Source organism: Phytobacter sp. SCO41, assembly GCF_003073275.1.
GTDB lineage: Bacteria > Pseudomonadota > Gammaproteobacteria > Enterobacterales > Enterobacteriaceae > Phytobacter > Phytobacter diazotrophicus.
This window is the reverse complement of sequence record NZ_CP027225.1, coordinates 2,755,970-2,780,835: the sequence shown is the minus strand read 5'-3', so window position 1 is coordinate 2,780,835 and position 24,866 is coordinate 2,755,970. Positions and strand designations below refer to the sequence as shown.

The 24,866-nt window shown below is 54.1% G+C and carries 25 protein-coding genes; 14 read left to right on the top strand and 11 right to left on the bottom strand.

What is annotated here, in order from left to right:
• Nucleotides 1-69: 69 nt before the first annotated feature.
• On the bottom strand, nucleotides 70-1,785 hold the full coding sequence (locus C5523_RS13535) for an ABC-F family ATP-binding cassette domain-containing protein (protein ID WP_108701322.1): 1,716 nt from the start codon (nucleotides 1,783-1,785) through the stop codon (nucleotides 70-72).
• A 324-nt stretch (nucleotides 1,786-2,109) separates the two neighbouring features.
• Between C5523_RS13535 and C5523_RS13530 the strand changes: the two genes are divergently transcribed.
• Nucleotides 2,110-2,415 (top strand): glutamine synthetase, encoded by a 306-nt coding sequence (locus tag C5523_RS13530; protein ID WP_223878792.1) that lies wholly within the window; start codon nucleotides 2,110-2,112, stop codon nucleotides 2,413-2,415.
• Nucleotides 2,416-2,527: 112 nt separating this feature from the next.
• Here the strand turns inward: C5523_RS13530 and C5523_RS13525 are convergent, their stop codons facing one another.
• From C5523_RS13525 to C5523_RS13510, 4 genes are all read right to left on the bottom strand, one after another.
• Nucleotides 2,528-4,225: an NAD-dependent malic enzyme gene (locus C5523_RS13525; protein WP_107223109.1), complete on the bottom strand. Its 1,698-nt coding sequence runs from the start codon at nucleotides 4,223-4,225 to the stop codon at nucleotides 2,528-2,530.
• A gap of 176 nt (nucleotides 4,226-4,401) precedes the next feature.
• Entirely contained in the window at nucleotides 4,402-4,536 is a 135-nt protein-coding gene (gene sra, locus C5523_RS13520; protein WP_039079045.1) for a stationary-phase-induced ribosome-associated protein, read from the bottom strand.
• Between the two features lie 167 nt (nucleotides 4,537-4,703).
• Nucleotides 4,704-5,753 carry a mannuronate-specific alginate lyase gene (locus tag C5523_RS13515; RefSeq protein ID WP_223878791.1) on the bottom strand — a complete coding sequence of 350 codons (1,050 nt, stop codon included), beginning with the start codon at nucleotides 5,751-5,753 and terminating at the stop codon, nucleotides 4,704-4,706.
• Between the two features lie 84 nt (nucleotides 5,754-5,837).
• Nucleotides 5,838-7,382: a PAS domain-containing methyl-accepting chemotaxis protein gene (locus C5523_RS13510; RefSeq protein WP_039079154.1), complete on the bottom strand. Its 1,545-nt coding sequence runs from the start codon at nucleotides 7,380-7,382 to the stop codon at nucleotides 5,838-5,840.
• Nucleotides 7,383-7,986: 604 nt separating this feature from the next.
• Between C5523_RS13510 and C5523_RS13505 the strand changes: the two genes are divergently transcribed.
• The gene (locus tag C5523_RS13505; protein WP_039079043.1) at nucleotides 7,987-9,204 is read left to right on the top strand and encodes a diguanylate phosphodiesterase; all 1,218 of its coding nucleotides are present in this window, start codon (nucleotides 7,987-7,989) and stop codon (nucleotides 9,202-9,204) included.
• A 280-nt stretch (nucleotides 9,205-9,484) separates the two neighbouring features.
• Nucleotides 9,485-11,044, top strand: a complete 1,560-nt coding sequence (locus C5523_RS13500; RefSeq protein ID WP_103245617.1) for a sensor domain-containing diguanylate cyclase — start codon at nucleotides 9,485-9,487, stop codon at nucleotides 11,042-11,044.
• 3 nt (nucleotides 11,045-11,047) lie between these two features.
• On the opposite strand, the gene C5523_RS13495 is transcribed toward C5523_RS13500, so the two are convergent.
• Both C5523_RS13495 and C5523_RS13490 read right to left on the bottom strand, forming a co-directional pair.
• Nucleotides 11,048-11,473 carry a GNAT family N-acetyltransferase gene (locus C5523_RS13495; protein WP_071194184.1) on the bottom strand — a complete coding sequence of 142 codons (426 nt, stop codon included), beginning with the start codon at nucleotides 11,471-11,473 and terminating at the stop codon, nucleotides 11,048-11,050.
• Between the two features lie 83 nt (nucleotides 11,474-11,556).
• Nucleotides 11,557-12,816 (bottom strand): lipase family protein, encoded by a 1,260-nt coding sequence (locus C5523_RS13490; RefSeq protein WP_223878790.1) that lies wholly within the window; start codon nucleotides 12,814-12,816, stop codon nucleotides 11,557-11,559.
• 152 nt (nucleotides 12,817-12,968) lie between these two features.
• Here C5523_RS13490 and C5523_RS13485 point away from each other — a divergent pair, with 152 nt between their 5' ends.
• Together C5523_RS13485 and C5523_RS13480 are read left to right on the top strand one after the other, a co-directional pair.
• On the top strand, nucleotides 12,969-13,673 hold the full coding sequence (locus tag C5523_RS13485) for a GNAT family N-acetyltransferase (RefSeq protein WP_108701320.1): 705 nt from the start codon (nucleotides 12,969-12,971) through the stop codon (nucleotides 13,671-13,673).
• Between the two features lie 106 nt (nucleotides 13,674-13,779).
• Nucleotides 13,780-14,172 (top strand): cell envelope integrity TolA C-terminal domain-containing protein, encoded by a 393-nt coding sequence (locus tag C5523_RS13480; protein WP_108701319.1) that lies wholly within the window; start codon nucleotides 13,780-13,782, stop codon nucleotides 14,170-14,172.
• Nucleotides 14,173-14,221: 49 nt separating this feature from the next.
• On the opposite strand, the gene C5523_RS13475 is transcribed toward C5523_RS13480, so the two are convergent.
• Nucleotides 14,222-15,637 (bottom strand): MFS transporter, encoded by a 1,416-nt coding sequence (locus C5523_RS13475; RefSeq protein WP_108701318.1) that lies wholly within the window; start codon nucleotides 15,635-15,637, stop codon nucleotides 14,222-14,224.
• 120 nt (nucleotides 15,638-15,757) lie between these two features.
• Between C5523_RS13475 and C5523_RS13470 the strand changes: the two genes are divergently transcribed.
• Nucleotides 15,758-16,672, top strand: coding sequence for a LysR family transcriptional regulator (locus C5523_RS13470; RefSeq protein ID WP_108701317.1), 915 nt, complete (start codon nucleotides 15,758-15,760; stop codon nucleotides 16,670-16,672).
• 64 nt (nucleotides 16,673-16,736) lie between these two features.
• Entirely contained in the window at nucleotides 16,737-17,177 is a 441-nt protein-coding gene (locus C5523_RS13465; RefSeq protein WP_108701316.1) for a GNAT family N-acetyltransferase, read from the top strand.
• Here C5523_RS13465 and C5523_RS13460 read toward each other — a convergent pair whose 3' ends face one another.
• Nucleotides 17,178-17,501: an AzlD domain-containing protein gene (locus C5523_RS13460; protein ID WP_039079035.1), complete on the bottom strand. Its 324-nt coding sequence runs from the start codon at nucleotides 17,499-17,501 to the stop codon at nucleotides 17,178-17,180.
• Between the two features lies 1 nt (nucleotide 17,502).
• A complete protein-coding gene (locus C5523_RS13455; protein WP_052249251.1) occupies nucleotides 17,503-18,243 on the bottom strand; it encodes an AzlC family ABC transporter permease in 741 nt (246 codons plus the stop codon).
• Between the two features lie 117 nt (nucleotides 18,244-18,360).
• Between C5523_RS13455 and C5523_RS13450 the strand changes: the two genes are divergently transcribed.
• Entirely contained in the window at nucleotides 18,361-19,197 is an 837-nt protein-coding gene (locus tag C5523_RS13450; RefSeq protein WP_223878789.1) for an AraC family transcriptional regulator, read from the top strand.
• A 27-nt stretch (nucleotides 19,198-19,224) separates the two neighbouring features.
• Nucleotides 19,225-19,932, top strand: coding sequence for an alpha/beta fold hydrolase (locus C5523_RS13445; RefSeq protein WP_108701314.1), 708 nt, complete (start codon nucleotides 19,225-19,227; stop codon nucleotides 19,930-19,932).
• 4 nt (nucleotides 19,933-19,936) lie between these two features.
• Here C5523_RS13445 and C5523_RS13440 read toward each other — a convergent pair whose 3' ends face one another.
• Nucleotides 19,937-20,830 (bottom strand): DMT family transporter, encoded by an 894-nt coding sequence (locus C5523_RS13440; RefSeq protein WP_039079033.1) that lies wholly within the window; start codon nucleotides 20,828-20,830, stop codon nucleotides 19,937-19,939.
• Nucleotides 20,831-20,948: 118 nt separating this feature from the next.
• Between C5523_RS13440 and gcvA the strand changes: the two genes are divergently transcribed.
• From gcvA to C5523_RS13415, 5 genes are all read left to right on the top strand, one after another.
• On the top strand, nucleotides 20,949-21,848 hold the full coding sequence (gene gcvA, locus C5523_RS13435; protein WP_039079032.1) for a transcriptional regulator GcvA: 900 nt from the start codon (nucleotides 20,949-20,951) through the stop codon (nucleotides 21,846-21,848).
• A gap of 62 nt (nucleotides 21,849-21,910) precedes the next feature.
• Complete coding sequence (locus C5523_RS13430) at nucleotides 21,911-22,441, top strand: GrpB family protein (RefSeq protein WP_108701313.1); 531 nt, start codon at nucleotides 21,911-21,913, stop codon at nucleotides 22,439-22,441.
• 257 nt (nucleotides 22,442-22,698) lie between these two features.
• Nucleotides 22,699-23,553, top strand: a complete 855-nt coding sequence (locus C5523_RS13425) for a transporter substrate-binding domain-containing protein (RefSeq protein ID WP_039079030.1) — start codon at nucleotides 22,699-22,701, stop codon at nucleotides 23,551-23,553.
• A 10-nt stretch (nucleotides 23,554-23,563) separates the two neighbouring features.
• Nucleotides 23,564-24,223 (top strand): amino acid ABC transporter permease, encoded by a 660-nt coding sequence (locus C5523_RS13420; protein WP_108701312.1) that lies wholly within the window; start codon nucleotides 23,564-23,566, stop codon nucleotides 24,221-24,223.
• On the top strand, nucleotides 24,220-24,861 hold the full coding sequence (locus C5523_RS13415) for an amino acid ABC transporter permease (RefSeq protein ID WP_039079028.1): 642 nt from the start codon (nucleotides 24,220-24,222) through the stop codon (nucleotides 24,859-24,861). The genes C5523_RS13420 and C5523_RS13415 overlap by 4 nt, the downstream gene beginning before the upstream one ends.
• Nucleotides 24,862-24,866 lie beyond the last annotated feature (5 nt).

Genomic DNA, 24,866 nt, shown 5'->3' with positions numbered 1-24,866 from the left:
TTACAACAGATAACGCCTCTCTCGCCATGAGAAAAAACAGGCGCAAAAGCGCCTGTTTAAGTAGGTGTCTTACATCAGTAACCGGTTGATTCTGGCTATCTCCTCTCGCCACTGCGCCTGTAGCAACGGTTTTTGATGCGCCGGTTTACGCGCCAGATCCTGCTCAAGGCGGGTTTCCAGCGCAATTAACTGCTCCAGTAACGCATCGCTTTCATCAACCAACTCCGTTGATGCCGCTTTTGCTGTCACCGGCGTCTCATCTCCCTGTTGTTGCTGGCGCAGACGTTCGTAGACCACCTCGACGTCGTGCCATTCGCTAAACTGCCCCTGTTCAACCAGCCAGAAACGGTTACAACTCTGACCAATCAGCTCACGATCGTGGCTGACCAGCAGTACACCGCCCGAGAACTGTTGCAGCGTTTGCATCAGTGCCTCTTTACCGCTCATATCCAGATGGTTAGTCGGTTCATCGAGCATCAGCAGGTTGTAGCGTGCCAGCGACAGGCCAACAAATAGCAGCCGGGAGCGCTCGCCGCCGCTGAGCGTTGCCACTTTTTGTCCGTGACGAGCCCAGGCAAACCCGGCGCTGATTAACGTCATTTTGCGCAATTCCGCCGACGGCGCGAACGGCTCCAGCGCGTCCAGAAGCGTCGCGTCATCGGGCAGTTGCTCCAGCGTCTGATCATAGTACCCGGCATGCAGACGTGGATGAACCGCCATCCCAGGAGCCGCGATATCACTGGTCAGTTGACGCCAGATAAGCCGAAGCAGGGAGGACTTCCCACAGCCGTTTTGCCCGATAATGGCAATCCGGTCGCCGGTTTTCACCCGCGCCAGCGGCACGGAAAAGAGCGGTGGTAAACCCGGCGCGGCGCTGACGGGAAGATGTTCCATCTCCAGCAAACGGTCGGCAACCAGCGGTTCGCCCTGGAGTGTTAAACGCCACAGACTTCCTGCCGTCAGTTGCGTCTGGCTCTCTTTGAGGCGTTCTACCTGCTTTTCCATTTGCTTTGCTTTGCGCGACAGATCTTCATTGTCGTAAACACGCCCCCAGGTCGCCAGCCGTTTGGCGCTGCTGGTAACCCGGTCGATCTCTTTTTGCTCTGCTTTGTGGCGCAATGCATCGCTGGCATCCCGCTCCTGCAGCGCCTGACGCGCGGCAGAGCAGGGAAGAGCGAAGTAATGCAGCCGGTTATCGCGAAGGATCCAGGTGCCATTGGTCACGGCATCCAGTAGCGCCCGGTCGTGAGAAACCAGCACAAAGCTACCAGACCAGCGCTGCAGGAATCGCTCCAGCCAGAGCATGGTTGGCAGATCGAGATGGTTACTGGGCTCATCCAAGAGCAATAAATCAGGATCGGTGATTAACGCGCGGGCCAACAATAGCCGGGTATGTTGCCCGCCACTGAGGGTTGCCGCAGGTAGGGCTATCTCATGTTCACTGAGTCCCATTCCGGCTAACAGCGCTTGCGCACGCCAGCGCTGAACGTCACGTTCGCCCGGCGCAAGTCGGGCCAGAACAGCGTCAAGCAGGGTGAGATCCAGCAGCGTGTCGGGCAGATGTTGCTCAACGCGCGCCATCAGGCAGTGATTCGCCACTGAAACGCTGCCCGCAGAAGGCAAAAGGGTGCCATCAAGAACTTTCAATAGCGTACTTTTGCCGCAGCCGTTGTCGCCAATGAGACCAAGCCGGTCGCCTTGTTTCAGGGTAAAGGAGATATCAGAAAATAACGGACCAAATGCCGTTTCAACACGTAATGATTGTGCAGACAGTAATGTGCTCATTGCTTACTCAAGAGTTACAGGCATAGGCATGCCTCGTCAAACATCGCTGACGATAACCCGGTAAGCCCGAGGAAGGGTGTTAGTTAGCTTCGCTCAAGCCGAAGTTATCGCAGCACGATACCGATAACGCTTGAGCTGGTGCGATCACCAAAGGCATGTGAAACGAGAAAACGTTCACAGTACGACATAATTATCCTCCTTTTATTTATCCGGTTAATGGGTAGCAGCAGTGTAGCGAGGTTTTACCGAGGATGCCAGCATCGGCGTCATGGGCATTTACAGTTTTTTTATGCCGGTAAACCTGCGCTCAGGAGCCCAGTCATCATGCACAATGATTACTATCGACTGGCCGGCGCCGATGCTAATCCCTATCTGGTTATGGCGACAATCCTGACCGGTATGCTGTATGGTCTGGAACAGGTTAACGATACCGAACTGCCGGATATTCTCGATAACGCGCCAGTGCTACCGCTTTTTCAACAGGACGCCCTCACTCTCTTCGCCCAATGCGACTACCTCAAGGCGGCGCTGGGCGCTGAATTTTCCCGTTACTGGATCCATAGCCGATTGATGGAATTAAGCGCTTTCGAAGGCATCGTGACGGCCGAAGAAACGCATTTCCCGTCATGACTCAGAGCATTCTTGTGAACAGGTCGTAGTGAAGAGGCCTGACCGGAAAAAACAAAAATAGCGGCGGATAAAAGGAAAGAAACCCGGCAACATGGCGCTGCCGGGTGAGTCATTAGATAGAGGTACGACGATAGTTGCGATATTCCGGCAACCAGAAGTTATCGTCAATCGCCTGCAACAGCGCCTCTTCGGACGTTTTCACAGCAACACCTTCTTGTTGGGCGACTTTTGCCACCGCGAAGGCAATTGCGCGGGAAACGATATGGATATCTTTCAGCTCCGGTAAGACCAATCCTTCACCGTTAATGACCAGCGGAGAGTATTTCGCCAGTGTCTCACTGGCGGACATCAGCATATCGTCGGTAATGCGCGATGCGCCGGAGGCAATCACACCCAGACCAATACCCGGGAAGATATAGGAGTTGTTGCACTGTGCAATAGGCCAGGTTTTCTCGTTCCAGGTTACCGGCGTGAATGGGCTACCTGTGGCGACCAGCGCCATACCGTTCGTCCAACTGATAATGTCCTGCGGTGTCGCCTCAACGCGCGAGGTCGGGTTTGACAACGGCATGACGATCGGACGCGGGCAATGCTTGTGCATTTCACGGATGATCTCTTCCGTAAACAGCCCCGGCTGGCCGGAAACGCCAATCAGAATATCCGGCTTAACGTTACGCACTACGTCGAGCAGCGACAGCGCATCGGTCTGCGCATCCCAGTTCTGCAGATTTTCGCGCTTTTGTACCAGCTTGTTCTGGAACGGCAGCAGGTTCGGCATCTGGTCGGTGAGCAGGCCAAAACGGTCCACCATGTAGACTTTCTGACGGGCATCGGCTTCACTTAACCCTTCACGCTGGGTCTGAGCAATAATCTGCTCGGCAATACCGCACCCGGCAGAGCCCGCGCCGAGGAAGACAATCTTCTGGTTGCTGAGCTGGCTACCCGCCGCGCGGCTGGCTGCGATCAGCGTACCGACCGTCACGGCGGCGGTTCCCTGAATATCATCATTGAAGCAGCAGATTTCATTGCGGTAGCGATTAAGCAATGGCATCGCGTTTTTCTGGGCAAAATCTTCGAATTGCAGCAGCACATTCGGCCAGCGTTGTTTCACCGCCTGGATAAATTCATCAACAAACGCGGTGTACTCATCGCCGGTAATGCGCGGATGGCGCGAGCCCATATATAGCGGGTCGTTAAGCAACTGTTGATTGTTGGTACCGACATCCAGGACCACGGGCAGGGTGTAGGCCGGACTGATACCACCACACGAGGTATAAAGGGAGAGTTTACCAATAGGAATGCCCATACCGCCGATACCCTGGTCACCCAGACCGAGAATACGTTCACCGTCAGTGACCACAATCACTTTGATGTTATGGTTCGGCACATTTTGCAGTATGTCATCCATACTGCCGCGGTCTTGCAATGAGATGAACACACCGCGCGCGCGACGGTAGATTTCCGAGAAACGTTCACACGCCCAGCCTACGGTCGGGGTATAAATGACCGGCATCATCTCATCGAGATGGTTCTCGACCAGACGATAAAAGAGAGTTTCGTTAGTGTCCTGGATATTTCGCAGGTAGATGTGCTTGTCGATATCCGTCTTAAAGCCCTGGTACTGTAACCAGGCGCGTTCAGCCTGTTCTTCAATGGTTTCCACCACGGCTGGCAACAGCCCCAGCAGGTTGAAGTGGCTTCTCTCTTCTACACTAAATGCGCTGCCTTTATTGAGTAGCGGGAACTCAAGTAATACAGGCCCGGCATAGGGAATATACAGCGATCGGTTTTTATTATGCTTCGTATGCATTTTACAGCTCCTAAGTCGACGATTCCGGCGCGAATGCCTGTTCGCGCGGGTACAGCGGCGCGCGCCAGTATAAAGCATACATATGGTAAATACTTCTTGTTCACGCGATTTGGGAGATGAATTTTACGAGGTGTAATGCCACCCCGGGCGGGGCGGCATGAAAGGGGAAATGTACGTTATTCAACGCGACGATGACGACCAGAACGGTGCGTCACGGTCACTTCCTGATCGTCCTTATTTACCACTTTCCTGATATTAGAGACTTTGTAATCCAGCCCCATAATATGACGTGCCTGACGGTTCGATTTCATGCTTACTCCTTAATCCAGTTGATGTTTCAAGGACAAGCCCGGCGCGATGACCGGGCGAAATATAACCTGATCCAGTGCGACTACAGGGTAGCCGCAAAAGTGATGGTCCCCTAATCCGCCAGCGAGTGCAATGACCGATGCCCGCTTTCGGAACAGTCCGGCTGCGGTTAATGGGCGGCAAAAAGCCAGCTCAGATCGCCGCCCAGCCGGGTACTGTGCAGCGGGCGCAGGGCGGAAATTCGCTGATTTGTCCGGGCATCGCAGGTTTGCAGCGCACACCAGCCCTCAAGCCAGGCAATGCTGGAGGCCTGCTGAGTAAAAGCGCTGTCCTGGGGGATACCGGTCTTACGGGTGAACACATCCGGATTGTCGAACCCGGACAAAATGCGCCGGGCCAGTCGCTGCAACGCGTTATCATTTTCCGCCGTCACCTCAACACCATTACTGCGCGCGAACAGGGCAATCATCACCAGCGGCTGAATGGCATAGTTGTGATAGGAAAAAGCGCGCTGCTTGCGGCGCAGTTCATTGGGTAAGAAACCCTCGCTATCCACCTGGTTTGCGGCGGTGCGGTACATCGCCAGCGACTGGTCAAAGAGATCGCGTCGGTCGGTGACAATCGCCGTCGCCATAATCGCCCAGGCCGCCCAGTAGCTGTGGTTGTTAACGCGTTTTAATGGCAGGTCACGCCACTCCGCCACTGTCAAATCGGCCAGATGACTGAGCCAGTGTTCAACGTCGGCTGCTTTTTGCTGCTGTCGGTCTAACGGATGCGTAGGGGAGAATTTCAACTGCAGCCAGGACGAAGAGAGCGTTGCCAGTGCCCACTTTCGCATCGATTTCCCGGTGTGGTTTTTGGCAACAGCGGTTAATGCGCCGGCACGTGCCCAGGCATCCAGGCCATTGACCACGCAATCTGCCCGCGCCGGGTTGCCATCGCGGGCGAATCCCGTCACGACCTGGCTGACCACTTTTTCCAGTTCAGTGATCGCCTTTGTCTGCTCATGGAATGCATGGTCGGCTTGTGGATTCAGCGTGGCGCGGGCGCTGTCCGACCCCTCATATTTACTGGTGAAATCTAATGCCCCGGTAAAGGGGGCCGGAAAGGAAGGGCAGGTAAAACGGGAAGCCGCATGGTGTTGCGGCGGTTGCTGGTAACCTGCCGGGGGTTGCAAACTGGCCCCGGCAGATGTCGCCGTGACGGCGGCAATAACCAAACACAACCTTCTGACCAAAGCGAACATGGGTAACCTTGCGCGTCAGCATAGTGAGACACTGACTATAGCATGGTCATGAAATAATTAGCCTTCGCTACTCCCGAACACATGCACGGCGCGATGCAGACGCGCTGCGCGCTCAGAGAGATTTTCTGCCGCACTGGTCACGTTTTCCACCATACTGGTGTTGTTGTGCGTCATCACCCCGACGCGGGAAACGGATTTATTGATAAGCTCCAGGGCCTGCGTCTGTTCATGCGTTGCGGTGCCAATCTCTTTGATCATCGTCGACATCGTCATGACGTTATCAATCATCGCCGTCAGGTGGGTTTCGGTGTTTTCCACCATCTCAACGCCGTTTTTGACATTCGCCACGTTCTGTTCGATAAGTGCCTGAATCTCCCGCGCTGCCGAGGCTGAGTGCTGTGCCAGGTTGCGAACTTCCGCCGCAACAACCGCAAAACCACGCCCTGATTCGCCTGCTCGCGCCGCTTCTACCGCGGCGTTCAGCGCCAGAATATTCGTCTGGAAGGCGATGCTGTCAATCACGCCGATGATATCGACGATTTTGCTGTTATCCTGGGAAACGGCCTGCATCATCGAGATTGTTTTCTTCATGATGGCGCCGCTGTTTGTCGCACTGACGCTGGTTTCATCTGCGCGGGTCATCGCCTCAGCGGCGGTTTCAGCGGTCTGCCTTACCGCGCTGGCAATCTCCTCAACGGCGGCGGCAGTCTGGTGCAGGTCCGCAGAGGTTTCTTCTGTGCGTTTTTGCAGGGACTCGCCTTCTTCGCTAATGCGCAGGCTAATGTCACGAATGCCATTGATCTGCGCGGAGACATCACCGACCAGTGAATTGAGGTTAAGGCCTGACTGATTGACCAGGCGCATCAGTAAACCAATTTCATCCACGCGATTAAAATGGCGATAATCGGCTTTACGCCCGGAGACCACTTTTTGCATCTGGGAGAGGATAACTTTCAACGGACGACAAATTTGCGCCTGTAAATAAACCGACAACAGGGCCATTATTCCGATTGTCGTACCGACTTTTTCCACCAGATTAAAGGGGGCAAATTGCATCGCCACGAATAATGCGGCAGCGATAAAAAGGCCAAAGTTAGCCCGCCGCGTTACACTCATGCGCTGGAAAATGGATAAAAAAGAGAGCAGGCCACGTCGTACTACCAGGCCTTTATAAAAACGATGTCCGCCTAATTTATTATCATTGACTAACTGGTAAAGTTTTTCACTGGCGGTAATTTCCTCGCGCGCTGGAATATTACGCACTGAAATATAACCAGTAAGTTGCCCTTGTTGATAAACAGGAGTGACGTTTGCACGAACCCAATAATGGTCGCCATTCTGACGGCGGTTTTTCACCATGCCGGTCCAGCTATCGCCTTGCTGAATGGTAAACCACAGATCGCCAAACGCGGCGGGGGGCATATCCGGGTGACGAATAAGATTGTGAGGTTCACCGACAAGTTGGTCCTCAGTAAATCCGCTGGCGTCTATAAATGCTGTGTTTGCATAAGTTATATGGCTATGCGTATTCGTTGTCGAAAGCAGTGTCGTACCTTCGTTAAGCAAATACTCTCTCTGTGTAACAGGAGTGTTACGCTTCATAAATAACCCCACAATGAACTGCGTACAATAAACAGGATTTTTTCTGTCGGTGAAGGTGTTTTTTTTATTAACCCGACAGAGAGTTTTTTGTTATTACCTGCACATTTTCCACGAACAGCCATACAACTGAAAGTAGCTGCGATAAATATTTTTTAAGCCATGCTTACGGTAATTTATTTAAATATTGTTATGATTTTGCAAAAGAAAAATGTCATGATGTTTTTCACCAGGATGAAAAACAAGACTTAATGCAAATTAAAGGCGGGAAATACAGGAAAGCATAGAAAATAAGCGATCAAAAATAGAAACATTAACATAGCAGACTAATATATTCGCAAAACTGTAATATTTTTGTCATTATCAGATCAAAATCTTCTGGTGGATATATAGTACATACTAAAGTGTAGCTAAAAGTCTGCTGGTGAGCGGTTAAAATGTTTATCTGTAGGTTAGGCAGTTTCTCAAGGTGGGTGGGCTAGTCCACGATAACAGGCACAGAAAAGGCTTTAATCAGTGAACGGAATTTGAGCTTCCTTGTTACACTATTACCATTGCGTCTATTCATGCAGTTTTTGTGTGGATATTTTTTTGAGGGAAGTACTCAGTGTTAGCGACTTTGATCTATCGTAGCCGGCTTAATTATGCGTTGGATCCTTCGCAACTGGCTGGGCTTGTACAGCAGGCAAGCCTACGGAATACGGCACTGCAGGTGACGGGTGTGTTGCTGTTTGATGGCAGACAGTTTTTACAGGTACTGGAAGGCCCCATCTCTGCAGTCAACGCGGTTTTTGAACGTATCAACAAAGATGTTCGTCATGCACACGTCGTAGAGCTGATGCGTGATTTTGCGCCACATCGCCGCTTCCTTGACCAGGGGCTGGTACTGTTTGACCTGAGAAATACCAGACCGAGCGCAGTACTGCGCATGGTGATTAAATTTGGCAGATTAAAATACCACCTTGCGCGCAATGATCGCGTCTATAAATTTATTCGCAATTTTGTCGCGTCACCGCTTCCGTCAAAACACGTTTTAAATTACCCCGCTGAACGCTGGCGATTGAATACCACACTTCCGCCGTTTGAGCTGGCGAACGTTCCCATACTACATAATCAACCCTGTCAGTTTGCGTTTCAGCCCATTGTTGACCCCGCGCGCGGCAATATATCCTCACTCGAAGCGTTAATCCGTGGGCCGGATGGTGGAAGCCCGCAGGACTATTTTTCAACCATTCCCGAACATAAATTGCACGAGGCAGACCTGGCGTCAAAAGGCTGGGCACTGGCGATGGCGCGGCGTCTGGGGATTGGAAATCACAAGGTGGCCATCAACTTGTTGCCGATGTCACTGGTAAAGATACCCGGCGCCGTGAACATTTTGTTGGATCACATTAAACGCAATCAACTCGATCCTGAGCAGGTCATTGTTGAAGTGACAGAAGATGAGATGATTTCCAGCTATGACGAATTTACCTCAGCTATTCGTCAGTTACGTGCGGCGGGAATTGGTCTGGCGATCGACGATTTTGGTTCCGGGTTTGCGGGGTTGTCTCTGCTTGCCAAGTTTCAGCCGGACAAACTCAAGATTGACCGCAGCATCGTCACCGATATCCATATGCACGGCCCGAAGCAGGCTATCGTCAAAGCGATTATCGATTGCTGTGCTGAGATGCAAATTACCGTAGTGGCCGAAGGCGTCGAGAAAGTGGAAGAGTGGTGCTGGCTGGAAGCCGCCGGGATTGAGCGTTTTCAGGGTTTCCTGTTTGCCCGCCCGATACTCAACGGTGTCTCATCTATTAACTGGCCGCAGCGCATAAAACGTTAAGCAGGGGCGACATAAAGAGACGGGAGAATACGATCAGGTCATTCTCGTTTTTATGTCGCCAGTGTCATCTTAATGGCTGAATAGCCAACGCGAAGCAGCGCCGGATATATCCTTTTAATAACGTCATCTAACAGGTTTTATTTCATTATAAGAAGACACTTCACTCGCTGATGATAGCGCGAGACATCTCAGTTCATCCTTAGCGCAACATGATTTTGCTTATAAATCATCGTATTTTCATGCTTAACTTAAAGAACGGGATGTGAAGCACGGGGAAAAAATGAACATCAATAAACATATTTCAGGCGCACTGGCTCTGGATTCCTCCCTTGGACGTAGCATCACTTTTTTCATGACCGCATTATTACTGGCGGGGGTGATGACCAGTAGCTGGACGCTGACCCGCTCCTGGAATCGTGCCGTCGAGGATATGGAACGTAATGCTATCAACTTGTCCGTTTCCCAGGCGCGTCAGGCAGAAGATACCGTTTTACAAACAGAGCTGGCGCTGCGTGATATTCGCCGGACCATACCGGCAGACAGTATTTCGACATTGGATGCCGGTCGCTTCGATGTGCTGTTAGCTGAGCTGAAAGAGCGCTTGCCGCAACTGCACGGATTGTTCATCTATGATGCGCAGGGAAATATGAAAGCCACGGCGCTTGGCCGGCTCCCGATGGTCACCAACAGCAGCGACCGCGAATATTTTAACTATCATCAGCGTAACGGGCATAACAACATTCATATCGGACGGGTAATTTCGAGCCGTTCAACAGGCGATCTGGTGATTCCCGTATCCATGCGCATCAGCGATTCCGCAGGCGGTTTTGCTGGCGTAGTGCTCGCCACCATCCGGGTAGATTACTTCCGTCACTTTTATAGCTATTTCGAACTGGAAAACCGGGATCTGCTGGCCTTAATGATCACTGACGGTACGGCGCTGTATGTCCGTCCTTTCCCGGATGATGTCATTAACCGCAACCTTTCAGCGAGCCCGCTCTTTACCCGTGAACTGGCGAAAAAAGATCGCGGTAATGCAACCTGGGTTTCAGCGCTGGATCACGTCGAGCGCATCTATGGCTTTGCGCGCCTTGAACGTTATCCGCTGGTCGTGGCCGCCGGTTATGACAAACCGGCACTCTGGTCACGCTGGCTGAAGGACAGTTTGCCGGACCTGGTGCTTAATGCCATGTTGCTGCTCGGCACCTTACTCATGGGAATTATCGTTTTTCGCCAGGTGCGAATGAATGTGCGTAATCAGACCGAACTGGCGGAACTGCGTGATGAGCTGACCAGCATCAACCACACGTTGCAACTGATGGCGCTGGCCGACGGTTTAACCGGGCTTGCCAACCGCCGTCAGTTCGATCTGTTTTTGAGCCAAAGCCTGAAAGCCTCTTCATTGAGTAAAAAGCCGGTTTCACTGGTGATGCTCGATATCGACTTTTTTAAACGCTATAACGACTTCTATGGCCATGTGGCGGGCGATAACTGCCTGCGCGCGGTGGGCGAAGTCATCCAGAAGCTCAAACTGCGTAATTCCGATTTGATTGCCCGATACGGAGGCGAAGAGTTTGCGATCATTTTGCCGGATACCGGGCCAGAAGCCGCGCTGTTTGTTGCTCGTCAGGCGGTGACGGCGGTGCGCAGCGCAAGAATTCCGCACGTCGAATCGGGGGCGACAAACAAAGTCGTCACCATCAGTGCGGGCTGTTTTTCCCTGATCGGCAGCGGTAATGAAGATGACGCGAATCGCCTGAAAGAGGGGGCTGATAAGGCGCTGTATATGGCAAAAATTCAGGGCAGGGACCGGGCGCTTGCCAACCCGGAGGCCCTCTAAAGATTACAGGCTGGCCAGCGTCTTGGTGAGGTAATGGCGCTGGATGCCTTTTTCCGGAAAGTCATCCAGCGTCATCTGCAGTACATAACCCTGCTTTTGGTAAAACGCTAATGCCTGGAAGCTGAACGTATCCACCAGTGATTGCTGGCAACCCTGTTTTACCGCTTCTTTCTCTGCGGCCTTTATCAGTTCTGTACCCAGCCCGCTACCGCGCAGGGTTTCGCTAACCCATAAATAGCTGATACACAGCCATTCGCTTTTACACGTGCCAATCAATCCGCCGGTCATTTTACCGTTTACATCACGACAAAAGACGCCAACAGGTCCCCATTCACGATTGCGGAGAAAGGGACGATTAAACTCCCGTAAACCGTCCAGTAACTCGTTTTGTTCTTGCTCAGTGACTTCCGTCGTTACGCGTAAAAACATAAGGCATCCTTTTTAGGGTGTTACCAGTTGGGGCCGTATTGTAGAGCGCCGCCATTCTCTCAGAAACGGCGGCGCTTAAAAAATCAATTGTTATACAAGATATCCTTTAGTGCGGGCTGGGCCTTGCCCGGTACAACCAACGTCCCACAACTGTCCGGTCGCGGTTTACCCGCCAGCACCGCCTGAACAAAGGTGAGTTCATCTGCAAACGCGGTATTCACAATGCCGTTATGGGTGATGCCCTGATAAGTTTTCCATTCAAGCGGGTTACCTGCCGCGCACAGTGCCGCCACGGCGGCATACTGGTGATAGGGCGACAGCGTGCGATCCGCCAGACCGGTCGCCAGAAACAGCGGCGCGGTAAAGCGTGCTGATGGCATATCCGTGACGGGTTTTAACACAGAGGTGATACGCTCGCTGCCGCCAATAAACGCATTGTTGGCATTCAGGTGCAGGCGGCGTTGAACATGCCCGAGTTCAGGCATGCAGGAAACCCTGGCCCGTGCCAGCAGCTTTGCCCCGTTGTTTGTCACCAGCGATTCAGACGCTGGCGCATCATCCGCCAGCGAACCTCCGATCAGGCGTAACATTTCCTGGCGGGGTGGTGTGCCATGAATTCGCCCGTCACCCGCCGCAACGGGGCCGTCAGGGAATGTCGCCACCAGACCGGTGGCAATGGTCGCCAGTAGTTTGAGTTCCGGCGCGTAGCCCGGGGCAATATAGCTTGCACCCAGTGAGGCCCCCGAGCCTTGTGATTGCCCGGTTATCACAAGGCGATTAGCGAGCTGCTGCGGGTGGGCCTGCAACGCCGCGCGGACGCTATCAAGCACAGAGCGTCCTTCGGCTTGCCAAATCAGATAAGGGTGCGGCCCCGGCCCGCCAAGCCCCTGATAATCCGTTGCGACGACGGCAAACCCCTGTTGTAACCATTTATTGATGTAGCTCGCGTCGCGCGGTGCATGTCCTGTCCAGGAGGGGGCGCAGGTGTCAGCGACACCCAATGTGCCGTGTGCCCAGGCAACCAGCGGCCAGCCGCCTGATGGCGCTCTGCCTTGCGGAAAATAGAGCGTCCCGCTCACGGGGACAATACCGGCATCCCAGCGCACGTCGCGGGAGGTATAGAGGATGCGCCGCGATTGTGCCGCAGCGATCTCCGGCTGGTGTTTCATGGGCTCTTCACGCAGCATAACGCCGGGTTTATCGGGGAGCGCACTATTCCAGCGGTAAAACGGGGATAAATCCTGGTCGCCGACCTGCGGCCCGACGGGTAAAGCGGCAAGGCTAACCACTGGCACCAGTATGCTTAACACAAGCGCAAGTCGCAAAAGGGGATAATATCTCACGTGATGTTCTCCAGACCCGGCATCAGAAGGGCGACATAATCATCGAGCAATATTGCGCCATTATTAACAGTATGCCGTAATCGTTAATGCACGCCGCGATAAAAAAATGAAAGATAGGGTAAAAATCTGTCGCTTAATCAAGGATGTCACTGATGACGAACACCACGCAAATTAACCAGTACGGTCAGCAGGTCGGTTTTGCGCTGCCAGACTGGCAACCCGTTGCCAAACCTGCACGCGTCGCGCTTACCGGCCAGTACTGCCAGTTAGCGCCCCTCGACTCAAACCATTGCGATGCGCTTTTCCAGGCTTTTTCGCTGGCAGAAGATGATCGGGACTGGACATGGCTGGGCGCAAATAAACCACAGACGCGCGAAGAGACGGCTGCCTGGATCGCTCACAAAATTGCGGATGACAGCCTGGTGCCATATGCCGTCATCAACTGCACCGATAATCGTGCCTGCGGCGTGGTGTGCTGGAGTGCGATTGATACCGTTAACGGGGCCATTGAAATCGGCCATGTGACCTGGTCCCCGCTGATGCAATGCAACGTGATGGGTACAGAAGCGCTCTATTTATTGCTGAGCCAGGCCTTCGCGCTGGGTTATCGCCGGGTGGCATGGCGCTGCGACTCAACGAATATCGCTTCACGACGCGCCGCTGAGCGCATCGGGTTCACGTTTGAAGGCCGTTTTCGCCAGGTGATGACCCGCAAGCAGCGCAATCGCGATACCGACTGGCTATCCATTATCGACAGTGAATGGCCTCCGCTGCGTGCAGCGCTCGAAGCCTGGCTTAACCGGAAGAATTTCGATAGCAAAGGGAAGCAAAAACGTGCGCTTGAGAGTTTTAAATAGACGGAAGCCCCGTGCAGGGCTGCCATAAATCATGCTATGTTTTCGCCAGTCAAATAAAATAACTTACTGATAATTAAATTTAATTAATGATTTTAGCGGGAAGGAAATGAAAAACATTTTGATGCTCGTCGTCCTGGCGGGTGCGGTTGCCGGGTGTACACCGTTTCATCCGGATAACTGCCATAAAACGATCGCGCTGAGCGACTGCGATTCCGGACGTTATACCGACCCGGATGAATACGGAAGACAGGCACTTGCCATAAAAGATGCTATTGAATCCCAGTTAGCCGACCGCCACGCCTGGAAGAATAAAAAATGCCGACTGCACATGGATTTTGCTTACGATGGCAAGCTTCACAATGTCGAGTCGCGTGATGGGAATAAAGCCTACTGTGAGGCGCTGATCAGTGCGGCAAAAAAAGCCACTTTCCCGCCATTCCCTAATCAGCATGTCTATGAGGCTTTTGCCAGCTCGCGGTTTGTTATTATGGGTGAGTAGGGTAAAAATGCCGTTCAGCCTCTTCTGCGAACGGCATTTCAGATCTGACTTACATTACGGGCCGGGTTTTTAAACGACTGACGCTCACCACGATCGCCAGCAGCGTCGCGCCCGCCGCCAGCCACAACCCCAGACGTACCGCGAACGCCTCCTGGGGCAGCGTGCCTGACGGCGCGTAAACTGACAAAATCACGCCAATAAAAGCCGCCCCCAGACACTGACCAAACGTGCGCATGATAGCGAGAATACCCGACGCATAGCTGCTGTGTTCCCGGGAGGCGCTGGCAAGCATCTCCCGGTTATTGGGGCTTTGAAAACAACCAAACCCTATCCCACACACCAGACCACGCAGGCTGATATCCCACACCGGCGCGTTTTCCGGCAACAGCGCTAACAACAGGAGCCCGACGCCAAAGAGGCATAATCCAACAGTGGAGATAACGGCCGGGGCATAGCGATCGGCCAGCCGTCCGGCGTGGGGAGCAACCAGCACAATCCCGACGGGCCAGGCGGTAAAAAGCAGTGCTGAGGTAAACGCGCTGTAGCCATAAACGCTCTGAAACAGAAACGGCAGCGCAACGAAGGTCATCCCCTGGCTGACGAACGACGCGAGCGAAGTTAAGGCGGCCAGAGAGAAGCGGGCAGAGGCAAAAAGCGTAAGTGGCAGTAAAGGTTGTGCCGCCCGGCGCTGACGGTAAACAAAAGCGATACCCGAGACAACGGCAACAAGCCCGTAGATCGCCGGGGTTAATAGCGAGCCCCCGGCTTCACCGGGCCGCGAGAAGGCGTTTGAGGCCATGATCACGGCACCCAGCATGATGGCTGAAAAGAGGGCGCCGGCAACATCAAAGCGCCCGCGAATGATAACGCGATGGACAGGCACCACGCGCAGCGTCAGTAACAGGGCGATGACACCAAAAGGGAGATTTATCGCGAACAACCATTGCCAGCCGAGGGAGGAGAGTAAGGCACCGCCGATCACCGGGGCGATGGCCGTATTGGCGGCGATGAGCAGGGCGTGGATCCCCAGGATCCGCCCCAGTAAACGGCCAGGGAAAATGGAGCGCAAAATGGCAGGCGCAATACTTAATGTCGCGGCACCGCCAATGCCCTGCAACAGTCGCATCGCCACCAGCATCTCCAGTGAGGTCGACAGCGCACAGCCCAGAGACGCCAGCGTAAAAAGGCTTATCCCGGCGGCAAAGAGGGCACGAAAGCCCGTCCGGGGAGCCAGTGCGGCGAAAATGGCCAGCGTCATGGCGGCGGATAACAGATAGCCATTGGCAACCCACACCGCATCGCCGGAGGAAACCTCAAGCACACGGGCAATTTGTGGCAGGGCGATATTGACCATCGAGCCGTCAAAAACAGCCATCGTGGTACTGGTCATTACCGCCACCATCGCCAGACGGCGTTCGTGTCCCGGCAGTCCTTCATCACCCGGCTGGTCAGAGAACAAATGCATAAAAAACCTCTGCGAAATAGATGCGAGAGGTCACTATAATGACTGGATATACAGGGCGGAAGACGCAGCATTTGCACTTATAACCTGCACCAAACGCCTTATCTCAATACAGGACATATGATGACCGAACCCGATCTGAACCTTCTGTTTGCACTGGACGTTCTGCTTGCTGAAAAAAGTGTTGCGGGTGCGGCACGCCATCTGGGGCTAAGTGCCTCGGCGATGAGCCGCACGCTCGGCCGCCTGCGGGAGACCACCGGCGATCCCTTACTGGTGCGGGCGGGGCGCAACATGGTGTTAACGCCCTATGCCGAAGGGATCCGCGCGCGTACGCAAAACGCGGTTTTCGAAACCCACGCGTTACTGCGCCCGGCACAGACCGAGCTGAACATCAGCACCCATGAACAGCTTTTTACCCTGCGTGCCAACGACGGCTTTGTGGAAGTGTTCGGCCCGGCACTGGTTGCCGAAGCCGCGGCCATTGCACCGGGTATCACTCTGCGTTTTGCCGCAAAGCCGGAGAAAACGCCGCATCCTTTACGTGAAGGGCTGGTGGATCTTGAGATTGGCGTGCTCGGTGAGATGGGGCCGGAGATCCGCGTCCAGGCGCTGTTTCGCGACAGGTTCGTCGGCGTGGTGCGAAAAGGGCATCCGCTGGCCCAGCTTAAAGAAGTGACAATGTCACATTACAGTGAATGGAAGCATGTCGTGGCCTCGCGCCGGGGAACACTTTCCGGCCCGGTGGATGACGCACTGGCAGAGGTTGGCCTTACGCGCAAAGTGGCAGCCCTCGTTCCCGGTTTTCCCGCTGCGCTGGCTGTGGCCCGGGCGACGGATTTGGTGGCGCTGGTTCCGGCTTCGTTTCTCATTCATCGGTCAGCGGTCGCCGATCTTTCGGTATTCGAACTGCCGGTGAAAACACGCGGGATCACCGTATCGCTACTGTGGCACCCCCGAACAGAAGGCGACCCGGCACACCGTTGGTTACGGACGTTTGTACGTGACGTATGCCAACGCCTGCTACCGGAAAACTGAACTGTCTTGCAGGGAAAAACAGGCGTACTATCGCTCCTCGCATGATATTTCAAAAGGATAAAAAATGGACGTGGAAGTACGCGAGGCCAGACCCGACGATTATGCTATGTGGTCAGTGCTGTGGCAGGGCTATCTTGATTTTGCAGGCAGCACGCTAAGTGATGCCGTTACGCGCGCCACCTGGGCGCGCATTCATTCCCCCGAATCCACACTGTTATGCCGTGTCGCCGTTATGGATGGACAACTGGTGGGTTTTGCCCTGTGCGTCATGCATGAAGGTACCTGGGTCACGAAGCCCATCTGTTATCTGGAAGACCTTTATGTGGATGCACAACTGCGCGGTCGCGGTGCGGGACGAGCGCTGATTGAGGCAATTCGTCAGGAGGGTGAAAAAAGCGGCTGGACAAAACTCTACTGGGTGACCCGGACAAACAACCCAGCCCGAAAACTGTATGATCAGGTTGCGGAACTGGGCGATGTCGTCCGTTACAGCATCAGTCTGTGACTACAGGCCGAAAAAATAGCGCAGGCCAGAGTAGGCTACCATCCCGGCAATAACGGTGGCAAAAAGCCCACGCGTGATAATCCCGGTAATGGCGGCGATCGCAGCCGCCAGTAACGATATGCTTATTCCGTTGCTGGTCAGGGCCGGTTTTTCGATAAGTTCCGCCGCAATAATGGCAGCCATAATGGCGGCGGGAATAAACCCCAGCCACTGCTGAACAACCGGAGCCAGACGAAAGCGGGAAAGCAGTAAAATCGGCACCGTGCGCATCAGCGCCGTCACCAGGGCCGCGATCGCAATCGTCAGTAAAATATTTCGCTCCATCTTATTTCGCTCCTTTCTGCGTCACGCGTAACAATACCGTAGCCAGTGTTGCCGACAGAGAAGCGGCGACAATCACAATGACACTTAACTCCATATGACCGGCGGCAAAGAGCGTAACGAGTACCGCTATTGCCACGCTGAACGTTTCGAGTTTTTTCTGCCGACTGGCGAACCAAATCATCAGCACCAGACCGATAAACATCGATACCAGACTGAAACTTAATCCTTCCATTAATGCAGGTGGCAGCGCCGAGGCCAGGCATCCACCCACCACACAGGCGAGGATCCAGTTCAGCCACGCGGCCAGGTTAAGTCCAAACATCCAGGCAAAGGGCACCGTTCCCTGATGGCCGCCGCGCTGAACCGCCACGCCGAAGGTTTCATCGGTCAACAGTAAGCCACTCACGATTTTCTGCAGCGTTGTCTGCTCGCGAAAGAACACGCTCATTGCCGAGCTCATCAGCAGGTAGCGTAGATTCACCAGGAACACGCTCAGCACCACCGAAGCCATTTCTGCCCCCGCAGCCCAGAGTGAGTAAAACAAAAACTGGGCCGAACCGGTATAGAGCGCGGTCGCCAGAAACGCCGTTTGCCAGACGGTAAACCCGGACAACGTGCCGATAGCACCGGCGGCGAAACCGATACTCCAGTAGCCGGGGATGGTTGGCAGGCAAGCGGCAACACCGCCACGAAACAGGGCTGTAGGGTCATCCTTGCGCATGGCGTCACTCTTCATCAACATCACTTTTCCCTTTCTTTCTTGTCCGAATGTGCAATCTTAAGGATCCTGAAAAATCGCGATAGTAAAATCCTGCGCATTTATAAAAAATGGCGGTAGAGCGGGCTGGAGAACGAAGACGTGACGCAAAACAGACGGGATGACATCAAGTTGTGGCGTGATAATGAACTGCACGGAGGAATGGAGATCCTGCGGGCCTCATGTTATGAGCACAGTTATCCGCCTCATTTCCATGACGAGTTTGTGATTGCGGCATTTGCCCGTGGCGCCCAGCGCACCCGAATATGCCGACAAAAAGGGATCGCGGCGGCGGGAACGGTAATGGTGATTATGCCGGGCGAAGTGCACACCGGCGAGGCGGTGCAGCGCGATGAAGGCTGGGATTATTGCGCGTTTTATCCGTCGCAAAGCCTGATCAATGACGTCGCAGAAACCGTGCTGAAAGGGCGAGGAGACGTCAATTTTGGTACCGAGGGCATGCGACACGACCCGCGGATTGCCCGACGAATGCTGCATGCCGCCCAGGTGCTCAATGCCAGTGATGACCCGCTGGAAAAAGCGTGCGTGATGTACCATATACTCAATATTCTCATCGGCAATTATGGTGAACGGACAGTCAAAGGTGCACGTCAGGATGTGATGCGCGCCGACATCCGCAAAGCCATTGAATTTCTGCATAGCAGTTACGCGCAAACGCTGACCGTGAAAGAGATTGCGACCGTCGCGGGCTTAAGCGAGTTCTATTTTATGCGTACCTTCCAGGCCATGACCGGTTTGTCAGTGCACCAGTATCTGACGCAGATTCGCCTGGTCAGAGCAAAAGGGCTGCTTTCCCGTGGTATAAGCGCATCGCAGGTCGCCAGCGATGTCGGTTTCTTCGATCAAAGCCATCTGATAAAACACTTCCGCGCACACTTTGGCACCACGCCGGGCTTATTCGCTGCGGCCTCGGCCTGACGTGCTCACCTATCCAGGCACAAACAGATGATAAACAGAGAGTATTTTGACGTTCCCTTTGCCGGACACACCCTGCGTGGCGACTCCTCTTATGGCAGCAATGGTCACATATTAATGATCCACGGCGGTTCGAAAGACCGGGAGGTCTTCGCCCATTACCGCCAGCTACTCGATGAAATGGGCTACGGGACCACCGCCTTTGACTGCCTCGGACATGGCGCATCGACAGGTTCGATGAGTGAGTCCTCGCTGGAAAGCCGCACCCGGCAGGCGCTGGCGGTCATCGCGCACCTCAATGTGCCGCTCACCGGCTGTCTTGGCTCCAGTATGGGTGCGTACAATGCCATACAGCTCAGTGCGCGGGTGGATTTTCGCTCGCTTATTCTTCTCGTGCCCGGTGTCTATACCCCCGTGGCCGCAACGGTAAACTTCGGCCCGGCCTTTTCACAGATAATCCGCCAGGAGAAGAGCTGGCAGGACTCGGATGCCTGGCCGCTGCTTGCCGGTTTCAGAGGGAAGATACTGATTGTCGCCGCAGAGCGCGATGAAGTCATACCACAAGAAATCCCTGCGAAATTGCATAATGCCGCAATGGAGGCGCTATGGAAAACGCTCTTTATTGTCCCGAATGCCGGGCATAACAGCGTATGGAAAAATATTACCCAATCGGCGGCATTGAAGGAAAAAGCACATGCGTTTTTCCGTACCTGCTTAGCGCCTGTCGATAAAGCCTGAAACGTTACTGCGTGGCGCTTTTGCCAGGGCTGACAATCATCCAGACCGCAAGACAGACGATCAGTGCCCCGATGCCAAAACCCTCACTCAGGGTTTCCCCCAGTACGAGGTAGCCCCACAACACGGCAAAAGGGGGGATTAAAAAAGTGACAGTTAATGAGCGCAGCGGGCCAATATCGGCAATCAGCCGGAAATAGAGAATGTAGGCCACCGCGGTGCAAATGAGTCCAAGCGCGATAACGCTTGCCCAGACATTGCCCTGTAGCCAGCCAATGGCAGGGCCGCGACCGACTGACCAGGCAAAGAAGGGCAAGAGAAACAGCGTGGCGCCGAGCTGGCTGCCGAAGGCGACCATTTTCGGATCCAGCCCGCCGCGCTGGCTTATCCAGCGGCGCGTCAGAAAACCGGCCAGTCCGTAACAGGCTGTGGCGACAAGGCAGGCGATAACGCCTGTGACAACGCTGGCGGTCACGTCTGTTTTACCTGTCGTCGTGATGATCATAATGCCGACAATGCCTGAAACCACGCCTCCCCATTTACGTAGTGTCAGCGTCTCGCCAAAAAAGAAGCAGCCGATCAACGCCCCCATCAAGGGGGTGGTGGCATTGAGGATCGCAGAATAGCCCGCCGGTAAGCGCGTTGCCGCCAGGCAATACATCAGAAAAGGCAGGCCAGAATTCATCACCCCGAGCAGCAGTGCCACGCCAAATTTTTGCTCAAAACGAAAGGGGGATTTCATCATGACCAGGATGGCGGCAAGACCGATAACGCCCAACAATACGCGAAGAAAAGCGGTCGTGACGGCGCCGAATTCGGGTGCGGCAATGCGCATAAACAGGAAACTGGCCCCCCAAATGGCAGCCAGCAGGAAGAGTCTTGCGTAATCAGAAGGGCGCATGTGATACCTGTTTGTTTCATCAGAAGGTGGCAGAAAAACTAAAACGTTAGCCAGAGGCATGACAAGCAAGGATTTCTTCTATAATTAAGTTTTCCTAAATCATGGAATTGAGGCGACGATGAAATTGCCACCTTTACATGCGCTTATGTGCTTTGAATCTGCGGCAAGACACATGAGTGTTAAGCGGGCCGCCGAAGAGTTATGCGTTACCCCCAGTGCCGTGAGCCAACAAGTGTCCAAACTCGAAGAGATGCTGCATTCACGCTTGTTCATTCGAGGCGCGCGGGCGCTGGAATTGACAACAGAAGGGCGCATTTATTTACGCGCTATCCGTCCGGCCTTTGACCAGATATCCGAAGCGACGCAGCGTCTGCTGGACGAAGAGAAGCAAAATAGCATTACCGTCAGTTGTACCAGCGGCTTTGCTATTCAGTGGCTGCTGCCGCGCCTGCCAGCGTTTGAGAAGCAGAATCCAGGCGTTGAGGTGCAAATCAGTACCACGAATCGTCAGGTGGATTTGTTAACCGAAGGGATTGATTTTGCTATCAGACACGGTTCCGGGCACTATCCGGGCCTGGAGGCGGAGTGCCTGATTAACGATCGTCTTCTTCCGGTATGCAGTCCAGGGCTTATTCCCGATGGGCAAACACTTACCTCGCTGCTGGACCTGACCCAATTCACATTGCTGCATGATGAGCATCGCATGGACTGGGCCGTCTGGTTTAAGGCGGCCGGTATCGCGCATGCCATTGAGGAAAAAGGGCCGGTATTTGTTGATTCCAATGGCGTACTGGAAGCGGCGATTGCCGGGAAAGGCATTGCGCTTATTCGAAGCACCCTTATTCGTGATGAATTGAAAAAAGGGCTGTTGATCAATCCGTTGCGCGTCGCCATTGATTCGCTACTGGCCTATTATCTGGTCTATGACGAATCGGCGCTGCTCCAAAAAATGAGTCGCAAATTCCGCGACTGGATTGTCTCTACCGCCAGCGCGGAGAGCAATGAATATTCAGCCTGAAAGACCAGCAACCCGGTCTTCACCATCAGGCAGTAAACGTCGAATCTCTTAAGGGGAACAAGATGGCCGGACGCCATATTTCTATCGAGCAAAGTGATGCCTCCTGGCCCGAGCGCTATCAGAAAGAAGCGTTATTATTACAACGCGTGTTATCAGACATACCTGTCGCTATCCACCATATTGGCAGTACGGCTGTTCCCGGCCTTGCGGCAAAACCCATCATCGACATCCTGCTGGAAGTGACCTCGTTACATCTGCTGGATAAACATAACGACACCCTGCGCCAGGCGGGTTACACGCCGCGAGGTGAGTATGGTATTGCGGGCAGGCGCTATTTTGTAAAAGGCGAGAATCAACGAACCCATCATCTTCACGCCTTTGAGCCGGGCAGCCAGCACACGGTACGACATCTGGCATTTCGTGATTATTTGCGCCAGCATAGCGATATCGCTCAGGAATACGAAAGGGTAAAACGCGAGGCGGCAGAACACAGTGGAAACCTGTCTGAGCGCTACAGCCAGCTCAAAAATGATTTCATACAGCGCCATGAAGCGCTGGCGTTACGGGAAAAATCACACCGTCAGCCGGGCTGATTTCACGTTATCGATAACGCGCATTGCACTCTTTTTAAGCAGCAAAAGCACCATGCCCGTGCACACCAAATGTGCACACGCCGATCCCTGATAGCCGCCAGGGATCGCATCTGCGTAACACCTCTGTAAGATATCGCTTATTTTTCAAAACTCTATGAAATTTATCGTTGCCACTGACTCAGTTGGCATGTTTCATGCTCCTCTAATATCGTTCAAGTAACTTTACTGATGTTCAAATTACTTTCAGAGAGCACGCCATGACACTGACCCGTTTGACTTTACCTGCCTGTCTGACACTGGTATCCGCCAGCCTTTTTTGCGCCCAGGCGTTTAGCGCCGATCTGCTTGAAAGAATTAAAGAGGCCAAAGAGATCTCCGTTGCCACGGAAGCGCGATACGCCCCCTTTGAGTATGTCGATAACGGAAAGATCGTCGGCTACGACGTTGATCTGATGAACCATATTCTTGCGAAATCATTGCCGGGCGTGAAGGTGAAACAACTGGACCTGCCTTTCCAGGGCATCTTGCCAGGGCTGGATGCGAAGAAATTCGATTTCGTGGTCACTGCCGTTACCGTCAATAAACAGCGTATTGAACACTTCGGCTTTACCGCACCGGTAGCGGAATCCACCGTTGCTCTGCTCAAAAGGGCGGGAGACGACGCCATCAAAACCCCGGATGACCTGAGCGGCAAAGTCGTGGGTTCACAGGCCGGTTCCGGTCAGTTGCAGGTGCTGCAATCCTTCGACCAGGCGCTGCGCGCGAGCGGCAAACCAGGCATTAAAGAGATCAAACAGTATGTGGCGTTTGATGAAGCCTATGCTGACCTGGCGTCTCGCCGACTTGATGGCGTTGCCCAGTCGCTCTCAAACCTGGGGCCGTTAATCAAAACCCGTCCCGGCGTGTTTGCCACGCTCCCGGAGATGATCGGGCCACAAACCTTCTTTGGTTGGGTAGGGCGTAAAGATGCCGACAGCGCATCCCTGGTCAAGCTTATCAGCGACGGGATTATCGAAGCCAACCGCGATGGCACCATGAAGGAACTGCAACAGAAATGGTTCGGCTTCACGATGACCGTTCCGGCGACAGAAATGCCTGAACCGGCACTGTGAGCAGTCAACAATGACGGATTTTATAACGCGCTTTATCCACTGGCTTCCCATGCTGGCGCAAGGGGCGCTCACGACAGCGGCGCTGTGCCTGACGGCGATGGTCGCCGGTTTTCTGGTGGGTATTGGGGTATGGCAGATGTCGACAAGCCCGTTACGCATTTACCGTATGACGGCCCATGGATGGGTCAGTCTGTTCCGGGGAACCCCGGTGCTGGTGCAGTTGCTGCTCTGCTTTTATTTGCCGTCGCAGTTGGGTATCAACATTCCCGGCTTTGTGGCCGCCGCGCTGGCCTTAACGCTGAACACAGCCGCCTGGCAATCGCAAATTCTCAAAAGTGGTTTCGCCAGTATTCACCCCGGCCAACTGGAAGCCGCCGCCATTTGCGGGCTGAGTCCCCGACAGATTTTATGGCGTATTCAGGTGCCGCAGGTTATCCGGACAACGCTGCCTTCGCTGATTTCCGAACTGATTGATGTGATCAAAGCCTCGGCGGTGGTGTCGGTGATTGCGCTGACCGACCTGATGCGTGTGGGGCAGCAACTGGCGTCGTCCACCTACCAGCCTTTGCAGGTCTATCTGGCCGTCGCCCTGGTCTACTTACTGCTGACCAGCCTGCTGGCGCTGTTGGGCCGCCAGGCGGAATGCCACTGGCAGAGGGAACAACGATGACTGAACTCGCACAATACCTGCCTGCCTACGTTCAGGCGCTGGGGGTAACGCTGTGGCTAAGCCTGTGTGCCGCGTTCGGCGGCATGTTGTTGGGGTTTGCCATCAATGGGCTCTGTGGCAGACGCGGCCTGATGTTTCGCCTGTGGCGCGTTTACGTCTGGGCTATCCGTGGCACACCGTTTCTGGCGCAGCTTGCCGTCATTTACTTTGGCCTGCCGTCTGTTGGCATCATGCTGAGCGCGACGGAGGCCACGCTGCTGTCGCTGACGCTGTATAGCGCCGCCTATTTCAGTGAAATTTTTCGCACCGCGTGGAACAGCATCCCGCCGGGGCAGCGCGAGGCGGCACTCGCCAACACTATCTCTACGCGTCGCTGCTTCTGGCATATCCAGATGCCGCAGGCCGTTCGTTTTGCGCTACCCCTGTTGGGTAATCAGTTCATTCTGACCATTAAAGAGAGCGCCATCGCGTCAATTATTACCGTCCCGGAATTGACCATGACGACGAGTCAGATTGTGGCCAATACCTACAGCTATATCCTGCCTTACACCCTGCTGATCATCAGCTACTGGCTGCTGGCCCAGGGGGTCAGCCTGAGCGTAAGAACACTGAGTCATGTACTACGAACCGGAGAATAACGTGA